Here is a 17718-nt window from a genome sequence, read left to right as displayed (position 1 = left end):
CAGCGGGGAACGACATCCACATGGAACCCACCCACAACATCCGACGGCTCATGGACCTCTACCGGACCATGAGCCGCATCCGGGCCTTCGAGACCGCCGCGCTGAACGCCCACAAGGAGGGTGTGGTGCCGGGGCCTCTCCATGTCTCCATCGGCCAGGAAGGCGTCGCGGCCGGCGTCTGCCTCAACCTGACCACCGAGGACCGCATCACCTCCAACCATCGCGGCCACGGCCATGCCCTCGCCAAGGGCGCCGGCGTGCAGGGCATGATGCGCGAGCTCTTCGGCCGCGAGGGCGGCCATTGCCGCGGCAAGGGCGGCTCCATGCATATTGCCGACTTCTCCGTCGGCATGCTCGGGGCGAACGGTGTCGTCTCCGGCGGCATTCCCATCGCTGTCGGCGCGGCCCAGGGCCTGAAGATGATGCGCTCCAGCGCCATCGCGGTCTGCTTCTTCGGCGACGGCGCCATCAATCGCGGTCCCTTCCTCGAGGGCCTCAACTGGGCGGCGCTCTACAACCTTCCGGTGCTCTTCATCTGCGAGGACAACGGCGTCTCCGCCTTCACCGCCACCGACACGGTGACCGCGGGCCCCGGCGTCATCGCCCGGGCCGAGTCGCTCGGCGTGCCGGGCGTGACCGTCGATGGCAACGATGCCCTGGCGGTGGACGAGGCAGCCGGCAGGCTGGTGGCCGAGGTGCGCGGCGGCAAGGGGCCGCGGCTGCTCCATGCCAAGACCTTCCGCATCACCGGCCACACCTCGACCGATGCCGCGGCCTGGCGCGATCCGGCCGATGTCGCGGCGGCGAAGGCCCGCGATCCGATCGACCGGCTCGGCGTCCTCCTCGCCGAGCGGGGCGTCGCCACCGCCGATCTCGATGCGCTGCGTCTTTCCGCCTTCGAGGAGATGGAGGCCGCCGTCACCGACGCAAAGGCCGCCCCCTGGCCCGACGAGGCCATCGCCTATGAGGACGTGCAGGATGTCGGCGCGGTCCGCTTTTCGGGAGTCTCGGCATGAGCGTGCATCAGGTCACCCTGGTCGAGGCCGTCCGCCTCGCCGCCCTGCAGGAAATGCGCCGCGACCCCACCGTCTGGGTCATGGGCGAGGACGTCGCGCGCGGCGGCCTCTACGGGCAGTACAAGGACTTCCTGCCCGAATTCGGGGCCGAGCGCGTCGTCTCCACGCCGATCTCGGAATCGACGATCATGGGCGCCGGCCTCGGCGCGGCGCTGGTCGGCACCCGGCCGATCATCGAGATGCGCATCTTCGACTTCGTCATGTGCGCCATGGACGAACTGGTGAACCAGATCGCCAAGATCCGCTACATGTTCGGCGGACAGGCGCGACCCTCGGTCGTGGTGCGCATGCCGCACGGCATCTGGCGCAACTCGGCCGCCCAGCACAGCCAGATGCTGGAATCCTGGTTCGTCCACCTGCCCGGCGTCATCGTCGTGACGCCCTCGACGCCGGCGGATGCGGCGGGCCTCCTCGTCAGTGCCATCCGCTCGGACGACCCGGTGCTGTTCTTCGACCCGAAGAACCTCTTCCCCGTGACGGGTGACGTCGCGTCCGTCATCGAGCCGATCCCCTTCGGCAAGGCGCGCCTCGCCCGCGAGGGGCGGGACCTCACCATCGTCTCGTGGTCGGCGATCATGCCGGCGGTGGAACAGGCGGCGGCAACGCTGGCGGCCGAGGGCATCGCCGCCGACGTCATCGACCTGAGGACGCTCTGGCCCTGGGATCAGGCCGCGGTCTGCGCCTCGGTGGAGAAGACCGGGCGGCTGCTGGTGGTGCAGGAGGCCGTCTCGGTAGCCGGTTTCGGCGCCGAAGTGGTGTCGACCGTGGTCGAGACGCTGGGGCCGGCCCGGGTCAAGGCGGCCAGCCGGCTCGGCGCACCGCGCATTCCCATTCCCTTCTCCCCGCCGCTCGAGGACGCGGTGAAGGTGACGCCGGCGAAGATCGTCGCGGCGGCCAAGGCGGCGATGGCTTAGGGCGCGCTTCGTTTCAAGAAGGCCCCACCCGCACCCTCCCCGCGCTGCGCGCGGAGAGGGAGACTTCGACGCCTTCCGCCGTTGTCGACGGTGGCGCCAGGCACAGCCCGTCGGATCAGGGACGCGTCGCCGTAGCCCCCCTCTCCGCGCGCAGCGCGGGGAGGGTGCGGGTGGGGCCTTCAGTGACTCCTGCCGTCTCGATTCCGACGCCTTCCGCTCAGGGGAATTACGTATCAGCCCTTATTGTTCCTGTCGCAAGCGGGTGGGACAGTCCGGCTCCGCGGGCGATGGGGCGTCGGGCCGCAACAAGGATATCCGCCATGCGCATCCGGGGTCTTTTCGCGGCCGCGGGGCCGTTTGTGGTCGCATCCCTGCTCGGGCTCGCCAGCCCGCAGATGGTGAAGGCACAGACCGCCGAACCCGACCGCCTCGATATCGCCCAGGTGCCGCCGCGTCCCCAGCCGCGCCCCGAATCCACGCAGCCGCAGCGGGCACCGACGCAGGTCCTGCCGCCGTTGCGTGCCTTCCAGCGCGACGACCTCGCCGAGCAGGCGCGCCGCTTCGAGGCCTCGATCGCCTCCCGCCAGGCGACCGACATGCGCCCGATCGCCGATATCCGCCGGGATGCCGATGCTGCAGCCACGCGCGGCGATTTCCGCGCGGCCGCGCGGGCATGGGAGACCATCGCGCTCCGCTCCGGGACCGATTCGGCGCCCTGGGTCCGCTATTCGCAGGCGCTCGCAGGCGTCCGCACCAACGAGTGGCGCGAGCGCGAGCAGTTGCAGACCGACGTCCTCGCCTCGGCCTACATGGCCTATCAGCGCGCCGCCAACCGCAACGAGGAGGCCTTCGCCCTCGCCCATGTCCGGCAGATCATGGTGGCACGCCAGCAATGGCGCCCGGCCATCGACATCGCCCGCGCCGTGGTCGAGACCCGAGACACGCCGGAGGCGCGCGAGGCCTATAACCGGCTGCGCGACCAGCACGGCTTCCGCTTCCGCGAGACCAAGGTCGATTCAGACGCGACGCGGCCGCGCGCCTGTTTCGTCTTCAGCGAGAACCTGCGCGCCGGCCGTACCGATTTCGCCCCCTACATCCGCCAGACCGGTGTCAACGCCCCGCCGATCACGGTCGAGGACCGGCAGATATGCGTCGACGGCCTGCGGCATGGCGAGCGCTACACGTTCCAGCTGCGCGAGGGACTGCCCTCGGTGATCCCGAGCGAGAGCCTGACGCGCAATGTCGACGTCGCCGTCTACGTGCGCGACCGCACGCCCGCGGTGCGATTCAGCGGCCGGTCCTACGTGCTGCCGCGCACCGGCCAGCGCGGCCTGCCGGTCGTCACCGTCAACCTGCAGTCCGTGGATGTTGAGATCATCCGCATGGGCGACCGCTCCATCGCCCAGACGATCCAGGAGGAATTCCCCAAGCCGCTGGAAAGCTACGAGATGCAGCAGCTCATCACCGAGCGCGGCATTTCCGTCTGGAAGGGACAGCTGGAGACCGAAAACCGGCTCAATGCCGACGTCACCACCGCCCTGCCGGTGGACGAGGCGGTGCGGACGCTGGAGCCCGGCGTCTATGTGGTCACCGCCAAGCCGACCAATGCCCAGCGCCGGGGCGAAGACGACGACGGCAGCAACGGCCGCGTCGCCCAGTGGTTCATCGTCTCCGATCTCGGACTGACCGCGCTGTCCGGCGTCGACGGCGTGCACGGCTATGTCCATTCGCTGAATTCGGCGAAGCCGCTGGCCGATGTCGAGGTGCGTCTGCTCGCCCGCAACAACGAGGTGCTGGGAACGGCACGCACCGATGGCTCCGGCCATGTCCGCTTCGCACCGGGCCTCACCCGCGGCGAGGGTTCGCAGGCCCCCTCGCTGCTCGTCGCCGCCACGGCCCAGGGCGATTACTCGTTCCTCAACCTGCGCCAGCCGGCCTTCGACCTGTCCGATCGTGGTGTGGCCGGCCGCGAGGTGACCGGCCCGCTCGACGCCTTCCTGGTTCCCGAACGCGGCATCTACCGGCCCGGCGAGACGGTCTATCTCACCGCGCTGCTGCGCGACGCCAAGGGCGATGCGGTGCCGAACCTGCCGCTGACGCTGATCGTCGAGCGCCCGGACGGAGTCGAATATCGCCGCATCGTGACGCAGGACCAGGGGGCCGGCGCCCGCGCCGTGCCGATTCCGATCGTCTCGTCGGCGCCGACGGGCACCTGGCGCGTGCGCGCGATCACCGATCCGCGCAGCCCCACTGCCGGCGAGGCGCGTTTCATGGTCGAGGACTTCGTGCCCGACCGGATCGCCTTCGAGCTGGCGCCCAGCGCCCAGCGACTGACGCGCAGCGATCCCTTCGCCGCCACCATCGATGCCCGCTATCTCTTCGGCATGCCCGGCGCCGGCCTCGCCGTCGAGGGCGAGGTCGTCATGGAGACGACGCCGAACCTGCCCGATTTCCCCGGCTTCCGCTTCGGCCTCGGCGACGAGGAGGTGAAGCGCGACCGCGAGCCCCTGCCCGATGGCATCTCGACCGATGATGCCGGCAAGGCGACGATTGCCGCCCGCCTGCCACGCATGGAGGACACGACCCGGCCGCTCTCGGCCCGCCTGCAGGTCCGCGTCGCCGAGCCCGGCGGCCGCGCCGTCGAACGCACCGCGACGGTGCCGGTTCTGCCGGGAACGCCGCTCATCGGCGTCAAGCCGCTGTTCGAGGGCGACCGCGTCTCGGAGAACGACACCGCGTCCTTCGAACTCATCGCCGTCGCGCCGGACGGGCGCACGCGCCGCACCGGGACGCTGACCTGGCAGTTGCTGCGTCTCGAGACGCGCTGGATCTGGACGCGGGGCACTTCCGGCTGGGCGAGCCAGGCCATCGTCTCGACGCGGCGCATCGCCGACGGCGAGGTGCAGGCCACCGCCTCGGGCGCCGCGCCGCGCATCGGTGCCCCGGTGCCCTGGGGCAAGTATCGCCTCGAGGTCACGGCCGGTGGCGACGTCGCCGGGCCGATGACCACAGTCATCTTCGAATCCGGCTACGGCGCCGGCGGGACCGCCGATACGCCGGATGTCCTGGAGATGAGTCTCGACAAGCCGTCCTATCGCTCTGGCGAGACGTTGACGGTCGCGATCAATGCACGCTTCGCCGGCTCGGCGACGGTGGCCGTGATGGGCGACCGTCTTCTGGCCGAGCGCACGGTGGACGTGCCGCAGGGCCGCTCGACCGTCCAGATCCCGGTCGGCCGCGACTGGGGGGCCGGCGCCTATGCGACCGTGTTCATGCGCCGGCCTCTCGATGCCGCGGCCTCGCGCATGCCCGGCCGCGCCATCGGCCTCGCCTGGTTCGGCATCGACACGACCGAGCGCCGCCTGACGGTAACGCTCACCGCACCGGAAAAGATGGCGCCGCGCACCGCGCTGCGGGTCCCGGTCAAGGTCGATGGCCTGTCGCCCGGCGAGCAGGCCCATGTGACCGTGGCTGCCGTCGATCTCGGCATCCTCACCATCACCAACTACCAGCCGCCGAAGCCGGACGAGCACTATCTCGGCCAGCGTCGGCTCTCGGCCGAGGTCCGCGATCTCTACGGTCTGCTCATCGACGGCATGTCGGCGGTGCGCGGCTCCATCCGCTCCGGCGGCGACGGGCCGACGAACCGCTTCTCGGGCGCTCCGCCGGCACAGCAGCCGCTGTCGCTGTTCTCCGGTATCCTGACGGTCGGACCCGACGGCACGGCAGAAGCCGTCTTCGACATCCCCGACTTCAACGGCACCGTGCGCCTGATGGCCATGGCCTGGACGACGAAGAAGCACGGCTCGGCCTCCCGCGATGTCATCGTCCGCGATCCCGTCGTGGTGACCGCGACGCTGCCGCGGGTGCTCGGCCATGCCGACAGCGCCACGGCGCGGCTCGACTTCGTCAATGCCGAGGGCCCAGCCGGCGCCTATCGCGTCACCGTCAGGCCGGAAGGCCCGCTGCGGCTGACGCAGACGCAGGCGACGGTGCAGCTCGGTGCCGCCGGCGGCCGCGGCTCGGTATCATTGCCGCTTTCGGCTTCCGGCCTCGGGGTCGGGCACCTGTCGGTGCAGCTCACCGGTCCCAACGGCCTCGACGTCACCTCGCGCTATGCGCTCGGCGTCAGGCCGGCCCTGCCGGACATCGCCCGTCGTACCGTCCTCTCCATGGAGCCGGGCCAGTCGGTCACCGTGTCCAGCGACCTGCTCGGCGATTTCCTCGCGGGATCGGCGCGGGTCGCCGTCTCGGTCGGCCCCTCGACCGCCATCGATGTGCCCGGCCTGATCCTCGCGCTCGACCGCTATCCCTTCGGCTGCACCGAGCAGATCACCTCGCGGGCCCTGCCGCTGCTCTATCTCGACGTGCTCGCCGCGGCGGAAGGGGGGCTCGGCCTCGAGACGCCGGTGGCCGACCGTGTCCGCGATTCGATCGAGCGCATCCTGTCGCGGTCCTCGGGCTCCGGTTCGTTCGGCTTGTGGAATGCCGGTTCCAACGAGGACGCCTGGCTCGACGCCTATGTGACGGACTTCCTGTCGCGGGCGAAGGAGAAGGGCTATGGCATCCCGACCACCGCCTTCAACCTCGCCATCGAGCGGCTGCGAACCCTCGTCGTCTCCACCAACGGCGTCGGCGACAACAAGGGCATGGACCTCGCCTATGCCCATTACGTGCTGGCGCGCAACGGCCGCGGCTCGCTCTCGGAACTGCGCTGGCTCGCCGACACCCAGCTGAACGAGATCGCAACGCCGGTGGCGCGCGGCCAGCTCGGCGCGGCGCTCGCCCTGATGGGCGATATGGGCCGGGCCGAGCGGGTCATGGCCTCGGCGGTGACGATGCTCACCGCCCGCGGCCAGACCGATATGGGCCGCTTCGACTATGGCTCGCGGCTGCGCGACGCAGCCGCGCTGATGGCGCTCGGGGTCGAGGCGCGCGTCACCCGCCGCATCGTTGCCGACGCCCAGCGCGTGGTGGAGGACCTGCGCGGGCGCACCCGATATCTCTCGACCCAGGAGAAGGTCTGGCTCGTGCTCGCGGCACAGGCGCTGATCGAGGATGCCAAGCGCATCCGCCTCGACGTCGGCGGCGCGGCCCATGAGGGCGCGCTGGCGCGGACGATCCGGTCCGACGAACTCGGATCGGGCCTCGCCCTGCGCAATACCGGGCCGGAGACGGTGCGCGCGGTCGTGTCGGTCACCGGCACCCCGGCGGCGCCGGAACCGGCGGCGGCCAACGGTTTCACGCTGCAGCGGCGTTACATGACGCTCGACGGGAGGCCTGCCGATATCGCCCGTATCGCCCAGGGCACCCGCCTCGTCGTGGTGCTGCAGGTGACCGAGGCACAGCCCCAGCTCGGCCAGATCATGCTGGTCGACCGGCTGCCGGCCGGGTTCGAGATCGACAATCCGAGCCTCATCGCCTCGGCCGAGACCTCTGCCCTGCGCTGGCTGCCGGCGGAAGCCGTCCAGCCCGACTACAAGGCCTTCCGCGACGACCGATTCATGGCCGCCTACAGCCGCACCAGCGGCGCCGCCGGCAGCTGGCAGGCGGCTTACATGATCCGCGCCGTGACGCCGGGACGCTATCTCGTGCCTCCCGCCACCATCGAGGACATGTACCGGCCCGAGCGTGCGGCCCGCACCGCGGTCGGCCAGACCGAGGTGACGGCCGGCGCCCGGTAGGAACCGGCCGATGCGCAAGGCGCGGATCGCGGCGCTGGCGGCCGGCGGGCTTGTGCTCGCCGGACTCGGCGGCAGCGGCGCCCTGCACCGGGCCGGCGCGGGGCCGGACGGGGCGCAGACGCCGTTCTCCCGCGAGGTGGTGGACCGGAACGGGCGGCTCCTCCGGCCGTTCCAGACCGATGACGACATGTGGCGTTTTCCCGGAGCCACCGCCGATGTCGACCCGCTGTTCTTGCGCATGCTGACCGCCTACGAGGACCGCCGCTTTGCAAGCCACCCCGGCGTCGACCCGCTGGCGCTGCTGCGGGCCGGCGCCCAGTGGGCGACGAGCGGTCGCATCGTCTCCGGCGGTTCGACCCTGTCCATGCAGGTCGCCCGCCTCATCGACAAGCGCGAGGATGGGCGTTCCATCGCCGTGAAACTGCGCGAGATGGCCCGCGCCGTCAGGCTGGAGCGTGATCTCGGCAAGGCGCGGATCATCGACCTCTATCTGTCGCTGGCGCCCTATGGCGGCAATGTCGAGGGCATCCGCGCCGCCTCGCTCGCCTATTTCGGCAAGGAGCCGCGCCGCCTGTCGCCGGGCGAGGCGGCCCTGCTTGTCGCCATCCCGCAATCGCCGGAAGCGCGGCGTCCCGACCGCCACCCGGAAGCGGCACGCCGGGCGCGTGACCGGGTGCTCGACCGCATGCTCGCGGCGGGCGTGCTGAAGCCCGAACAGGCGGCCTCCGGCAAGGCCGAACGCGTCCCCGTCGCGCGCCGGGCGATGCCGACCTTCGCCTGGCACGCCAGCGGCGAGGCGATTGCCGCCATGCCGGCGATCCGGGTCCACCGCATGGCCTATGATCGCCCCGCGCAGGAGGCGCTGGAGGCGCTGCTGCGCGAGCGGGTCAGGGCGCTCGGCACGCGCCTGTCGGGTGCGCTCATTGCCATCGACCATCGCTCCGGCGCGGTGATCGCGCGCATCGGCGCCGCCGATCCGCTCGACCACGAGCGGCAGGGCGCCATCGACATGACCCGCGCCGTGCGCTCGCCGGGGTCGACGCTGAAGCCCTTCATCTACGCCATGGCCTACGAGGCCGGCCTCGCCCATCCCGAGACGCTCATCGAGGACCGTCCGTCACGCTTCGGCACCTATGCACCGACGAATTTCGACCGTGGCTATCAGGGCACGGTGCCGACCCGCGTGGCGCTGCAGATGTCGCTGAATGTGCCGGCGGTGGCGCTGCTCGAGGCCGTTGGACCGCAGCGTTTCTTCTCGCGCCTCCAGCAGTCGGGTATCCGCCCCGTCCTGCCGCGCGGTGAAGTGCCGGGGCTGGCGGTCGGGCTCGGCGGTGTCGGCCTGCGCCTCGCCGACCTCGCGGCGCTCTATGCCGGCCTCGCCCGCGGTGGCGAGATGGCGGACCTCGTCGAGCGGCTGGGCGCACCGCAGCCGGCGGGTCGACCGCTGACCGACGAGGCGGCGGCCTGGAATATCGGCGACATCCTGACCGAAGCGCCGGCCCCCGATGCGGCGCTGACCGGCCGCCTCGCCTACAAGACCGGCACCTCCTACGGCTACCGCGACGCCTGGGCCGTCGGCTTCGACGGCCGCCGCACGGTCGCCGTCTGGGTCGGCAGGCCCGACGGATCCTCGGTGCCGGGCATCACCGGTCGCACCGCCGCGGCGCCGATCCTGTTCGATGCCTTCGCCCGCCTCGGGTCTCCGGCTGCGATGCCGGCCCGGCCGGCGGCTGCGGCAGCGCTCACCCATCCGCAATTGCCCGCGCCGCTGCGTCGCTTCGGGCCGGCGCGCGAGGAGAGCGGCGACACGCGCGACCTGAAGATCGCCTTCCCGCCGGACGGCGTGCGCGTCGATCTCGGCGCGGCGCGGGGCGAGATGGAGCAGTTGGTGGTGCGCACGACAGGCGGTCGGCCACCTTTCACGGTGCTGGTGGACGGGCGCCCCGCGGCGCGGTTCGGGGCGCAGCGGCAGGCCAATGTCCTGCCCGACGGGCCGGGCTTCACCACGCTCTCGGTGGTGGACGGCGAGGGCCGCAGCGCCTCGGTGACGGTCAGGGTCGAATAGTCAGCGCGGCGCCACCGCACCGGGGAGCCCGAGAACCCAGCTGCGCGTCATCACCACCAGCGCCTGGGCGATGACCTCGTCCGGGGCGGGGCCGAGTTTCTCCTCGAGCCCCAGCGAGACGATGCCGTGGGTGGCCGAGAACAGGGTGCGGGCGAGCCCGCCGCGCACCTCCGGCGGGGCATCGGGCAAGAGCTCGGCCAGTGGCCCCTCGATGTGACGGAATAGCTTGCCGACGACGCCGAGATACCAGTCGGGCGGCGACGACCCGTCCGGGATCTGGTGGGCGAAGACGGCCGTCCAGCGTCGCCGCTCGGTGCGCGAGAAGCCGTGATAGGCGAGCGCCAGGCGGCGCATGGCGGTTTCGGGATCAGTTCCCGGCCGGATCGTCGCCGCGAGGACCTGATCCAGCCGTTCCAGCGTGCGGGCATTGACCGCGAAGATCAGCGCATCGAGGTCGGGGAAGACGTTGTAGATGGCGCCGACGGCGCAGCCCGCCGCCTCCGCGAGCGTGCGCGCCTTCAGGGCGGAGAGCCCGCCGGAAGCGATGGCCGCCTCGGCCGCCAGGATCAGGTCGTCGCGCAGCCGGGCACGCTTGGCCGGCAGGTCCGTCGTCATGGCGATACCGCCTCCGAAGAAAAATGAACAGCGTTCAAAAAACAACTTGAACGCCGTTCACGACCTTGCTAGAGATCGTTCATGAACAATGTTCATAGCGAAGGGGTCGCCGATGTTCAAGTCCATGTTCACGCTCATGCATGGCCAGTTCCGCGTCGGTGCCGGCTGCGTCGATGACCGCAACGCGCTGGCGCTGATAGACCACCAGACGCGCGTCGCCAGCCGCGATCTCGCCCTGGCGCGTCGGGAGCTCGCGGCGGCGGTAGCCTCCGAACGGTCGGAGGCGCACCGGCTGCGCAACCTCAAGAGCCGCATGGAAACTCTCGACGGCCGCGCCGTCGCGGCTGTCAGGGCCGGCTTCGCCGACATGGCGGAAGAGGCTGCGGCGGACATCGCGGTGATCTCGACGGATTGCATCGTCGGCACCCAGTGTCTGAAGGTGCTGGTGGCCGAGATCGAGCGGCAGAAGCAGCGGATCGCCGACGCCGAACTCAGGCTGGCGCGCTGCGAGCGCGGCCGGCGTATCGTCATGGCGGAACAGGCGGTCCGGGCGCTGCGTGAACGGACGACCGGCCGGTCGGGGGACGAGGGCCTGCTGCTCGCCGAGGCCGAGGCGACGCTCGTCTGCCTCAGGCGCAGCCAGATGCAGGGACTGTCCTCCCGTCCGGCCCCGGGACGGTCAGCCGCGACGCCCCTCCCCGGCGTTTTCGCCGGAGCGCAAGGTCAGCGCCGCAGCCCGAGCGCCGCCGAGGTCCTTGTCGGCATCCGCAACCGGGCGATGATGGGCAGCCACGTGGCGTGAGGCGCCGCTCAGGCGCCGGGGTGGTACTGGTAGAGCCAGCTTTCGGAGGCGACCTGATCACCGACCCTGAGATAGCAGCGCATCTCCACGGGTTCGTTGCCCTCGACCCTGAGGTCGAACTGGGTGCGCCAATGGCCGGGCACGTCATTCGGCACGGCTTCCGTGTACTGGTACTCCCCGAAGGTGCCCCGCGACGCCCATAGAACCGGCTTCGGGATCGTGCCCTTCGGCAGATTGGTGAGCGGCCCGCCCTTGAACTCGACCAGGAACTTGCGCACGCCCTGCGGCCGCGGCTGACCCGGCTGGCCGCCGCGCCCGAGACGCGTCGCCACGACACGGGCGAGGGAGGTCGGGTAGGGCTCGTCGGCGAGCCAGTGCAGCCGGTAGCGGAATTCGAGCGGCCGGCCCGGTTCGGCAGGGGTCTCCGGCACCCACATGGCCACGATATTGTCGTGGATCTCGTCGTCGGTGTTGAGCTCCACGAGCTGGACCGCGCCGCGGCCCCAGTCACCCTGCGGCTCGACCCAGGCAGACGGACGCTTCTCGTATTTGACGCCATCGAGATAGTGCAGGAACTCGCGGTCGCGCTGGAGCAGGCCGAAGCCGCGCGGCGTCCGGTCGACGAAGCTCGAGGTCATGGTGCGCGGCGGGTTGTTGAGCGGACGCCAGATGCGCTCGCCCTGACCGGTCCAGATGGCGAGGCCGTCGGAATCATGGACTTCCGGGCGCCAGTCGATGGTGCGCGAGCTCGCCGTCTCGGAATACCAGTACATGGAGGTGAGCGGCGCGATGCCGACATGGGTGACGGGGCGGCGGAAATGCAGCGTCGCCTCGATGTCCATGACGACGCCTGACGTGCGCCGGCACAGGAAGCGATAGGCGCCGGTCAGCGACGGCGAGTCCATCAGTGCATAGAGCGTGACGGGATCGCTCTCGCTCTCGGCGGGCGCGATCCAGAAACCGACGAAATCGGGGAACTCCTCCGGGCCGGGCGCCTGGCCGGGAGAGAGGGCGAGGCCGCGTGCCGACAGGCCGACCTGGCCGAGTTCGCCGACGCCGCGGAAATAGGAGGCGCCGAGCCAGGTCGCCCAGGGCTCCTGCGTCTTCCAAGGGCCGGATTTCGCCTCCTGCAGCCACAGGCCGGCAAAGGCGGAAGGCTCGGGCGGCAGCGCGGCAGCGGGATGGTCGGGCAGAATGGTGAAATAGCGCGGGTCATAGACGATCTCGCGCGCCGCCTCGCCCTGGACCACGTGCATGTGGACCGTCTTCGGGAAAAACTGGCCGACATGCTGGAAGGTGACGGGATAGGCGCCCCGCCCCTCGGCAAAGAGCGCCACGTCCTTGTCGAAGCGCAGCTTGCCGTGATTGTCGTAGTCGATCCGCTGCACGACCTGGGGGTTCGGCCGCGACGGCGGGACATAGGGCTTGCCGGCACGCTGCTCGGCCATCTGCTTCAGGCCGTTATAGGAGAAGGGCGCCGCCGGGCCGTAGCGCAGAGCGGTGGCGGCCGTGGCTCCGCCGGGCAGGGCCGGGGCGAGGCCCGCGGCCGCAGCGATGGTCAGGAGGTTCCGGCGGGACAAGGTGTGGATCATCGGGCTCTCGGGCAGGCGGTGGGGCATCCCTCATGGCATGGCATTCCCGGCGAATGTTGGGCGCCGTCGTGCCATTGCCAGCCTGTCCGCCTTAGCGCGATTGACATTTCGCCGCACCTGGTGTTTTTCGTTGCCCTCACGGCACTTTCGCCGAGGACACCTCTCCGAGCCATGGCTTTCGGTCGCACCAAAACGACGACGAAAACCAAGCCGGCCGCCACAGGCGGCACGGCAGGCTGACGCTTCGTCCTCGCAACCGGGTGCTCCCCCGACGGGGAGATGGGCGCCACGGGACCCGGAGACGGGCCCGATCCCGGGGGGAGAGTTGCAAGCCAAAGAGGCCAGAGTCATGGGTTACAAGGTCGCGATCGCCGGCGCCACGGGCAATGTGGGCCGCGAAATGCTCAATATCCTCGATGAGCGCGGTTTCCCCGTATCCGAGGTCGTGCCGCTGGCCTCGCGCCGCTCCCTCGGCCAGGAGGTCTCCTTCGGCAACAAGACGCTGAAGGTGAAGGCGCTGGAGAATTACGACTTCTCCGACACCGACATCTGCCTGATGTCGGCTGGCGGCACGGTGTCGAAGGAATGGTCGCCGAAGATCGCCGCGGCCGGCTGCGTCGTCATCGACAACTCCTCGGCCTGGCGCTACGAGTCGGACGTGCCGCTGATCGTGCCGGAGGTGAATGCCGACGCGATCACCGGCTTCACCAAGCGCAACATCATCGCCAATCCGAACTGCTCGACCGCCCAGCTCGTGGTGGCGCTGAAGCCGCTGCACGACCGCTTCGGCATCAAGCGGGTGGTCGTCTCGACCTACCAGTCGGTGTCCGGCGCCGGCAAGGACGGCATGGACGAGCTCGATCGCCAGACCAAGGCGCTCTACTCGATGAAGGACCCGGAGACGAAGAAGTTTCCGGCCCGCATCGCCTTCAACGTCATCCCGCACATCGACGTGTTCATGGAGGACGGCTACACGAAGGAAGAGTGGAAGATGACGGTCGAGACCAAGAAGATCCTCGACCCGAAGATCCGGCTCACCGCGACCTGCGTGCGCGTGCCGGTGTTCATCGGCCATTGCGAGGCGGTCAACATCGAGTGCGAGCAGCCGATCACCGCCGAGGAGGCCCGCGAGATCCTGCGGGCGGCGCCGGGCATCCTCGTCATCGACAAGCAGGAGAACGGCGGCTATGCGACGCCGCTCGACGCCGCCGGCGAGGATGCGACCTATGTTTCGCGCATCCGTGAGGACGCGACCGTCGAGAACGGTCTCGCCTTCTGGTGCGTCTCGGACAACCTGCGCAAGGGCGCGGCGCTGAACGCGGTGCAGATCGCCGAGGTGCTGGTCAACCGCAAGCTGATCCAGCCCCGGGCCAAGGTCGCGGCCTGAGCGCAGCCCTCCCGTTCGCGTTCTTCCAACCAATCTGCCCGGCGGGCCTCAGCGCCCGCCCGGCAAGGCGCCCTGCTATGGCGACGTCAGGCTTTGATCGAGGCCAAGGACGGAAGGCGGATCCTGCCTTCTGGTAGCGTGAACCAAGCGTCGATCGCCGATCAGCCTTGGGCCCACACGCGGATCCCGGCTGGCCATGCATGACCCCCTGCTCTTTGCCCTGATGGTACTGACCCTTCTCGCAACGCCTGGACCGACCAATACCCTGCTGGCGACGGCCGGCGCGGCATCAGGATGGCGCAGCGCCTTCAGGCTGATCCTTGCCGAGAACACCGCCTATCTGCTGTCGATCCTCACGATTGGACTGATGCTCGGTCCCGTCATCGCCGCGATTCCGGCGCTTGGCCTCGGACTCAGGGTTGCGGTCGGTCTTTATCTCGTGGTCGTCGCCTGGCGGCTCTGGCAGGCGGGCGCAACCGAGGTGGCGCGTGTCGCGAGCCTGGTGACACCGGCCCAGGTGTTCCTGACGACATTGCTGAACCCGAAGGCCATCGTCTTTGCGGTGGCGGTCGTGCCGTTCGACAGGCCAGACGTCATTGCCTATCTCGCCGCGTTTGCGGGACTCTGCGCGCTGGTGGCGCTCGCCTGGATCGGCATCGGGCGGACGTTGGGGGTGGTTGCCGGCCGGGCCGGCCATGCGCGCCTGATCCCGCGCGTCGGGGCCGCCGGTATCGGCACCTTCGCCGTGACGATGATCGTCCTGCCGCTCGTGCGCTGACCCGCGGCTCGCTTCACCCCACCGCGCTGCAGGCGAAGATCCGGCCGGGGCGGTCCATCACCGGGTGGAAGGTGCCGGTGGTCTCGTCGAGCCAGCTCAGCACGCCGGTGGCGACACCGAAGAAGGCGCCGTGAAGCTTCAGCTTGCCGCGCTGCTCGAGGATGCGCACGCAGGGGAAAGTGCGCAGGTTGTCGAGGGTGATGGCCACGGAGGCGAATTCGAGCTGGCGCAGATAGTCCTGCATCGTCCGCGCGCCGCGCGGCCCGACCTTGTCGATGGCCGGGGCGACGAGGCCCATCCAGCGGCCAATGAAATCGCCGGGCGAGAGCGGCTCGGCATCCTCGGCGACGGAGGCGCGGATGCCGCCGCACTGGGCATGACCGAGCACGACGATGTCGGTGACCCGCAGCGCCTGGACGGCGAATTCGAGGGCCGCCGAGGTGCCGTGATAACTCTCGTCAGGTGCATAGGGCGGCACGAGATTGGCGACGTTGCGGACGATGAAGAGCTCGCCCGGGCCGACGTCGAAGATCACCTCCGGCGAGACGCGGCTGTCGCAGCAGGAGACGACCATGGTCTTCGGGCTCTGGCCGCTTTCGGCAAGAACGCGATAGCGCTCCGAGACTTCGGGAAAGCGGCCGTCCAGAAAGGCGGCGTAGCCGTCGACCAGGCGTTGCGGCAGCATGAGACAGCTCCTCGGGCGCAGAGTCGCTTCGCCTAGCCCCAATGCTGCACTGCGGTCAATCCGCCGTTAAACGGCGAACTGCCGGTGGCTCGGACCTGACGATCCGGTAGAGCCGGGCAAAGCCCTCGTCGGCGACGAGGGTCAGCGCGGGATCGTCCGGCAACTGGCCCTTGCCGTCCGCCATGTCGGCGTTGAGCAGCAGGAGATAATCGAAGCGTGTTCGCCAGTAGGCGAGATAGGGAAAGTTGTACGCGATGGTCCGAGGTTCTCGGAGCACCGAGGGTGAGGGAAGGTCACCCTCTGGCACGGCGATCTCACTCCAGGGCCGGCGGACGGTCACCGGTTGCTTGCCGGCGGCGGTGAACAGCGTCGGCACGAATGCGCGGCGCTGGACGATGGCAAGCGTTGGGAGATGCCGATAGGCCGGCTCGCCATAGGTGAAGCGCCCGAAGGGGCCATGCCATATGGCCTGATGGCGGTCGGGACGGTTCTGCATCGACAGGAGCGCCGCGCCGGGCGGCACGTGCGTCAGCACGCGTTCGACGGCCAGAGTGTCGGCCCCCACCGCGTTCCAGGCATGTGCGATCCAGGCTGCCCTTGCGGACAGGATGAGCAAGGCTGCTGCCACCGCCATGCGACCGCGCCGGCCGAACGAGGCGACCAGCGGCTGCAGCGACGCCACCATCATGAGCGCCGCCATGTTGGGCAGCCGCTTGTCAAGCCACCACGTTCCGTTGACGGCGGACGGCATGACCTGCGATGCGGCCACAAGGATGAGTGCGACGAGAAAGAGGCCGCCATGCAGGGCGAGCCTCCGTGTCGCCATGGCAAGAAAGAATGGGACGGCGAGGCAGAGGAGGAAGAAGAGGTCGACGAAGTGGCTATAGGTCCTGATCGGGATCAGCATGATCCCCAGACGGTCGATGACGCCGGGATTGTCCCAATAGATGCCGAACTGGTCCGGCGGCGCCTGGGCACCTGTCGCGCCGGCTGCGAGATGGGCGCCGGGCAGGGCCGATGATGCGAGCATCATCGCGACAGGCAGCGCCAGCAGCGGCAGAACAGCGACCGCCGCCGCGAGGCTTCTCGACCACAAGCCCCTGACGCTTGTCAGCGCGGCCAGATCGCGGCCCAGCACCAGGGCCCCGATGAGGGCCAGATAGAACGCCAGGGCAAAGGCGTGAACGGAGAAGAGCAGGCCTGCGCATGCGATCCGCAGCGCGAGCCTGGCCCAGGTGCCGAGCCCATCGAGACGCACGTCGAGAGCCGTCGCCAGCAAGGCAAGTCCGAGCCCGATGTGAAAGTTCATCAGGCCATGGACCGATGTGAAACCCCAGGCGAACAGGAAGATCAGCACCTGCCACCAATGAGTCCGTCGGAAGATCGCGATGTTGAGAAGAGCGGCCCCGAGGGGAGGCAACAGAAAGGACAGCGCGACGAGCGCGGAGCTGACCATTGAGATGGGGATCAGGCGCCCCAGGGCGACCGCCACGGCGTCCACGGCCACATTGGTGGTCGCCTGGCTCCAGCGCACCTCATAGATTGTATCGAGCGGCGGCATGTTCGCGCCGCCGGCCAGCAGCCAAAGGCGGGCTGCATGATTGGCAAAGTCGCCAAGGGGCGGGGTCGAGACGAAGAGCGACGGTGCGAGGACAGCGAAGACAGCGGCGGCAAGGGCTATGCGCATCTCGATGGTGCAGTTGATGCGCCGGGTGCCGGTCATGTCAGCGGTTCACCGAGGGCCTGACCGGCCGGAAGACGACGTATCTGTTCAGCACAAAGCAGCCGGCGAAGGTCGCGGCGATCGAGGCCGCCTTGGCTGCAATGTCATCGAGGGAGAGGGCAAGTCCTGCGGCAAGCGTCGCCGAGGACATGCCGAGAGCGACCAGCGTGACCGCGGCGAAACGCAGGATGGTGCCGGCCGAGCCGAGGGGTGCCGCGGCATCTGGAAAGGTCACCAGGCGGTTGAGAACATAGCTGTTGGCAGCGCCCAGGCTGAAGCTCGCGACATTGGCAAGAAGCGCTGCCACGCCAAACCAGCGGGTGAGCAGCAGGAACGCCATAATGTCGACCAGCGTGTTGACGACGCCGACGGCTGCGAAGGTGACGATGCGGCGCAA

12 protein-coding genes are annotated in these 17718 nt (G+C 69.7%); 7 read left to right on the top strand and 5 right to left on the bottom strand.

The genetic code is table 11. The features are described from left to right. Nucleotides 1-20 precede the first annotated feature (20 nt). The 4 genes from Q8O26_RS05505 (at nucleotide 21) to pbpC (ending at nucleotide 9739) form a co-directional block, all read left to right on the top strand. Nucleotides 21-1016 (top strand): thiamine pyrophosphate-dependent dehydrogenase E1 component subunit alpha, encoded by a 996-nt coding sequence (locus Q8O26_RS05505; protein WP_305574287.1) that lies wholly within the window; start codon nucleotides 21-23, stop codon nucleotides 1014-1016. Beyond that, nucleotides 1013-1990: an alpha-ketoacid dehydrogenase subunit beta gene (locus Q8O26_RS05500; RefSeq protein WP_305574285.1), complete on the top strand. Its 978-nt coding sequence runs from the start codon at nucleotides 1013-1015 to the stop codon at nucleotides 1988-1990. The genes Q8O26_RS05505 and Q8O26_RS05500 overlap by 4 nt, the downstream gene beginning before the upstream one ends. A gap of 320 nt (nucleotides 1991-2310) precedes the next feature. Beyond that, complete coding sequence (locus tag Q8O26_RS05495; protein ID WP_305574283.1) at nucleotides 2311-7674, top strand: alpha-2-macroglobulin; 5364 nt, start codon at nucleotides 2311-2313, stop codon at nucleotides 7672-7674. Nucleotides 7675-7684: 10 nt separating this feature from the next. Continuing rightward, nucleotides 7685-9739: a penicillin-binding protein 1C gene (pbpC, locus tag Q8O26_RS05490; protein WP_305574282.1), complete on the top strand. Its 2055-nt coding sequence runs from the start codon at nucleotides 7685-7687 to the stop codon at nucleotides 9737-9739. Here the strand turns inward: pbpC and Q8O26_RS05485 are convergent, their stop codons facing one another. Further along, nucleotides 9740-10354: a TetR/AcrR family transcriptional regulator gene (locus Q8O26_RS05485; RefSeq protein ID WP_305574280.1), complete on the bottom strand. Its 615-nt coding sequence runs from the start codon at nucleotides 10352-10354 to the stop codon at nucleotides 9740-9742. A 112-nt stretch (nucleotides 10355-10466) separates the two neighbouring features. Here Q8O26_RS05485 and Q8O26_RS05480 point away from each other — a divergent pair, with 112 nt between their 5' ends. Next, nucleotides 10467-11156: a hypothetical protein gene (locus Q8O26_RS05480; protein WP_305574278.1), complete on the top strand. Its 690-nt coding sequence runs from the start codon at nucleotides 10467-10469 to the stop codon at nucleotides 11154-11156. An 8-nt stretch (nucleotides 11157-11164) separates the two neighbouring features. Here the strand turns inward: Q8O26_RS05480 and Q8O26_RS05475 are convergent, their stop codons facing one another. Beyond that, complete coding sequence (locus tag Q8O26_RS05475; RefSeq protein WP_305574276.1) at nucleotides 11165-12748, bottom strand: glucan biosynthesis protein; 1584 nt, start codon at nucleotides 12746-12748, stop codon at nucleotides 11165-11167. Nucleotides 12749-13097: 349 nt separating this feature from the next. On the opposite strand from Q8O26_RS05475, the gene Q8O26_RS05470 reads away from it, so the two are divergent. Then, nucleotides 13098-14135, top strand: a complete 1038-nt coding sequence (locus Q8O26_RS05470) for an aspartate-semialdehyde dehydrogenase (RefSeq protein ID WP_305574274.1) — start codon at nucleotides 13098-13100, stop codon at nucleotides 14133-14135. 196 nt (nucleotides 14136-14331) lie between these two features. Continuing rightward, nucleotides 14332-14913, top strand: a complete 582-nt coding sequence (locus Q8O26_RS05465) for a LysE family translocator (protein WP_305574272.1) — start codon at nucleotides 14332-14334, stop codon at nucleotides 14911-14913. A gap of 13 nt (nucleotides 14914-14926) precedes the next feature. On the opposite strand, the gene Q8O26_RS05460 is transcribed toward Q8O26_RS05465, so the two are convergent. The 3 genes from Q8O26_RS05460 to Q8O26_RS05450 are packed head-to-tail and all read right to left on the bottom strand — an operon-like array spanning nucleotide 14927 to nucleotide 17718. Beyond that, nucleotides 14927-15598: a carbonic anhydrase gene (locus Q8O26_RS05460; protein ID WP_305574270.1), complete on the bottom strand. Its 672-nt coding sequence runs from the start codon at nucleotides 15596-15598 to the stop codon at nucleotides 14927-14929. A gap of 55 nt (nucleotides 15599-15653) precedes the next feature. Continuing rightward, the gene (locus Q8O26_RS05455) at nucleotides 15654-17321 is read right to left on the bottom strand and encodes a hypothetical protein (protein WP_305574268.1); all 1668 of its coding nucleotides are present in this window, start codon (nucleotides 17319-17321) and stop codon (nucleotides 15654-15656) included. 1 nt (nucleotide 17322) lies between these two features. After that, nucleotides 17323-17718 (bottom strand): GtrA family protein, encoded by a 396-nt coding sequence (locus Q8O26_RS05450; protein WP_305574266.1) that lies wholly within the window; start codon nucleotides 17716-17718, stop codon nucleotides 17323-17325.

It is taken from the genome of Phreatobacter sp. (genome assembly GCF_030691135.1).
Taxonomy (GTDB): domain Bacteria; phylum Pseudomonadota; class Alphaproteobacteria; order Rhizobiales; family Phreatobacteraceae; genus Phreatobacter.
This window is presented reverse-complemented; position numbering and strand designations above follow the sequence as displayed.

Excerpts from the sequence above, each read along its gene's own strand:
- Q8O26_RS05505 (WP_305574287.1), top strand. The coding sequence starts at position 21 with ATGGAACCCACCCACAACATCCGACGGCTCATGGACCTCTACCGGACC.
- Q8O26_RS05500 (WP_305574285.1), top strand. The coding sequence starts at position 1,013 with ATGAGCGTGCATCAGGTCACCCTGGTCGAGGCCGTCCGCCTCGCCGCC.
- Q8O26_RS05495 (WP_305574283.1), top strand. The coding sequence starts at position 2,311 with ATGCGCATCCGGGGTCTTTTCGCGGCCGCGGGGCCGTTTGTGGTCGCA.
- pbpC (WP_305574282.1), top strand. The coding sequence starts at position 7,685 with ATGCGCAAGGCGCGGATCGCGGCGCTGGCGGCCGGCGGGCTTGTGCTC.
- Q8O26_RS05485 (WP_305574280.1), bottom strand. The coding sequence starts at position 10,354 with ATGACGACGGACCTGCCGGCCAAGCGTGCCCGGCTGCGCGACGACCTG.
- Q8O26_RS05480 (WP_305574278.1), top strand. The coding sequence starts at position 10,467 with ATGTTCAAGTCCATGTTCACGCTCATGCATGGCCAGTTCCGCGTCGGT.
- Q8O26_RS05475 (WP_305574276.1), bottom strand. The coding sequence starts at position 12,748 with ATGATCCACACCTTGTCCCGCCGGAACCTCCTGACCATCGCTGCGGCC.
- Q8O26_RS05470 (WP_305574274.1), top strand. The coding sequence starts at position 13,098 with ATGGGTTACAAGGTCGCGATCGCCGGCGCCACGGGCAATGTGGGCCGC.
- Q8O26_RS05465 (WP_305574272.1), top strand. The coding sequence starts at position 14,332 with ATGCATGACCCCCTGCTCTTTGCCCTGATGGTACTGACCCTTCTCGCA.
- Q8O26_RS05460 (WP_305574270.1), bottom strand. The coding sequence starts at position 15,598 with ATGCTGCCGCAACGCCTGGTCGACGGCTACGCCGCCTTTCTGGACGGC.
- Q8O26_RS05455 (WP_305574268.1), bottom strand. The coding sequence starts at position 17,321 with ATGACCGGCACCCGGCGCATCAACTGCACCATCGAGATGCGCATAGCC.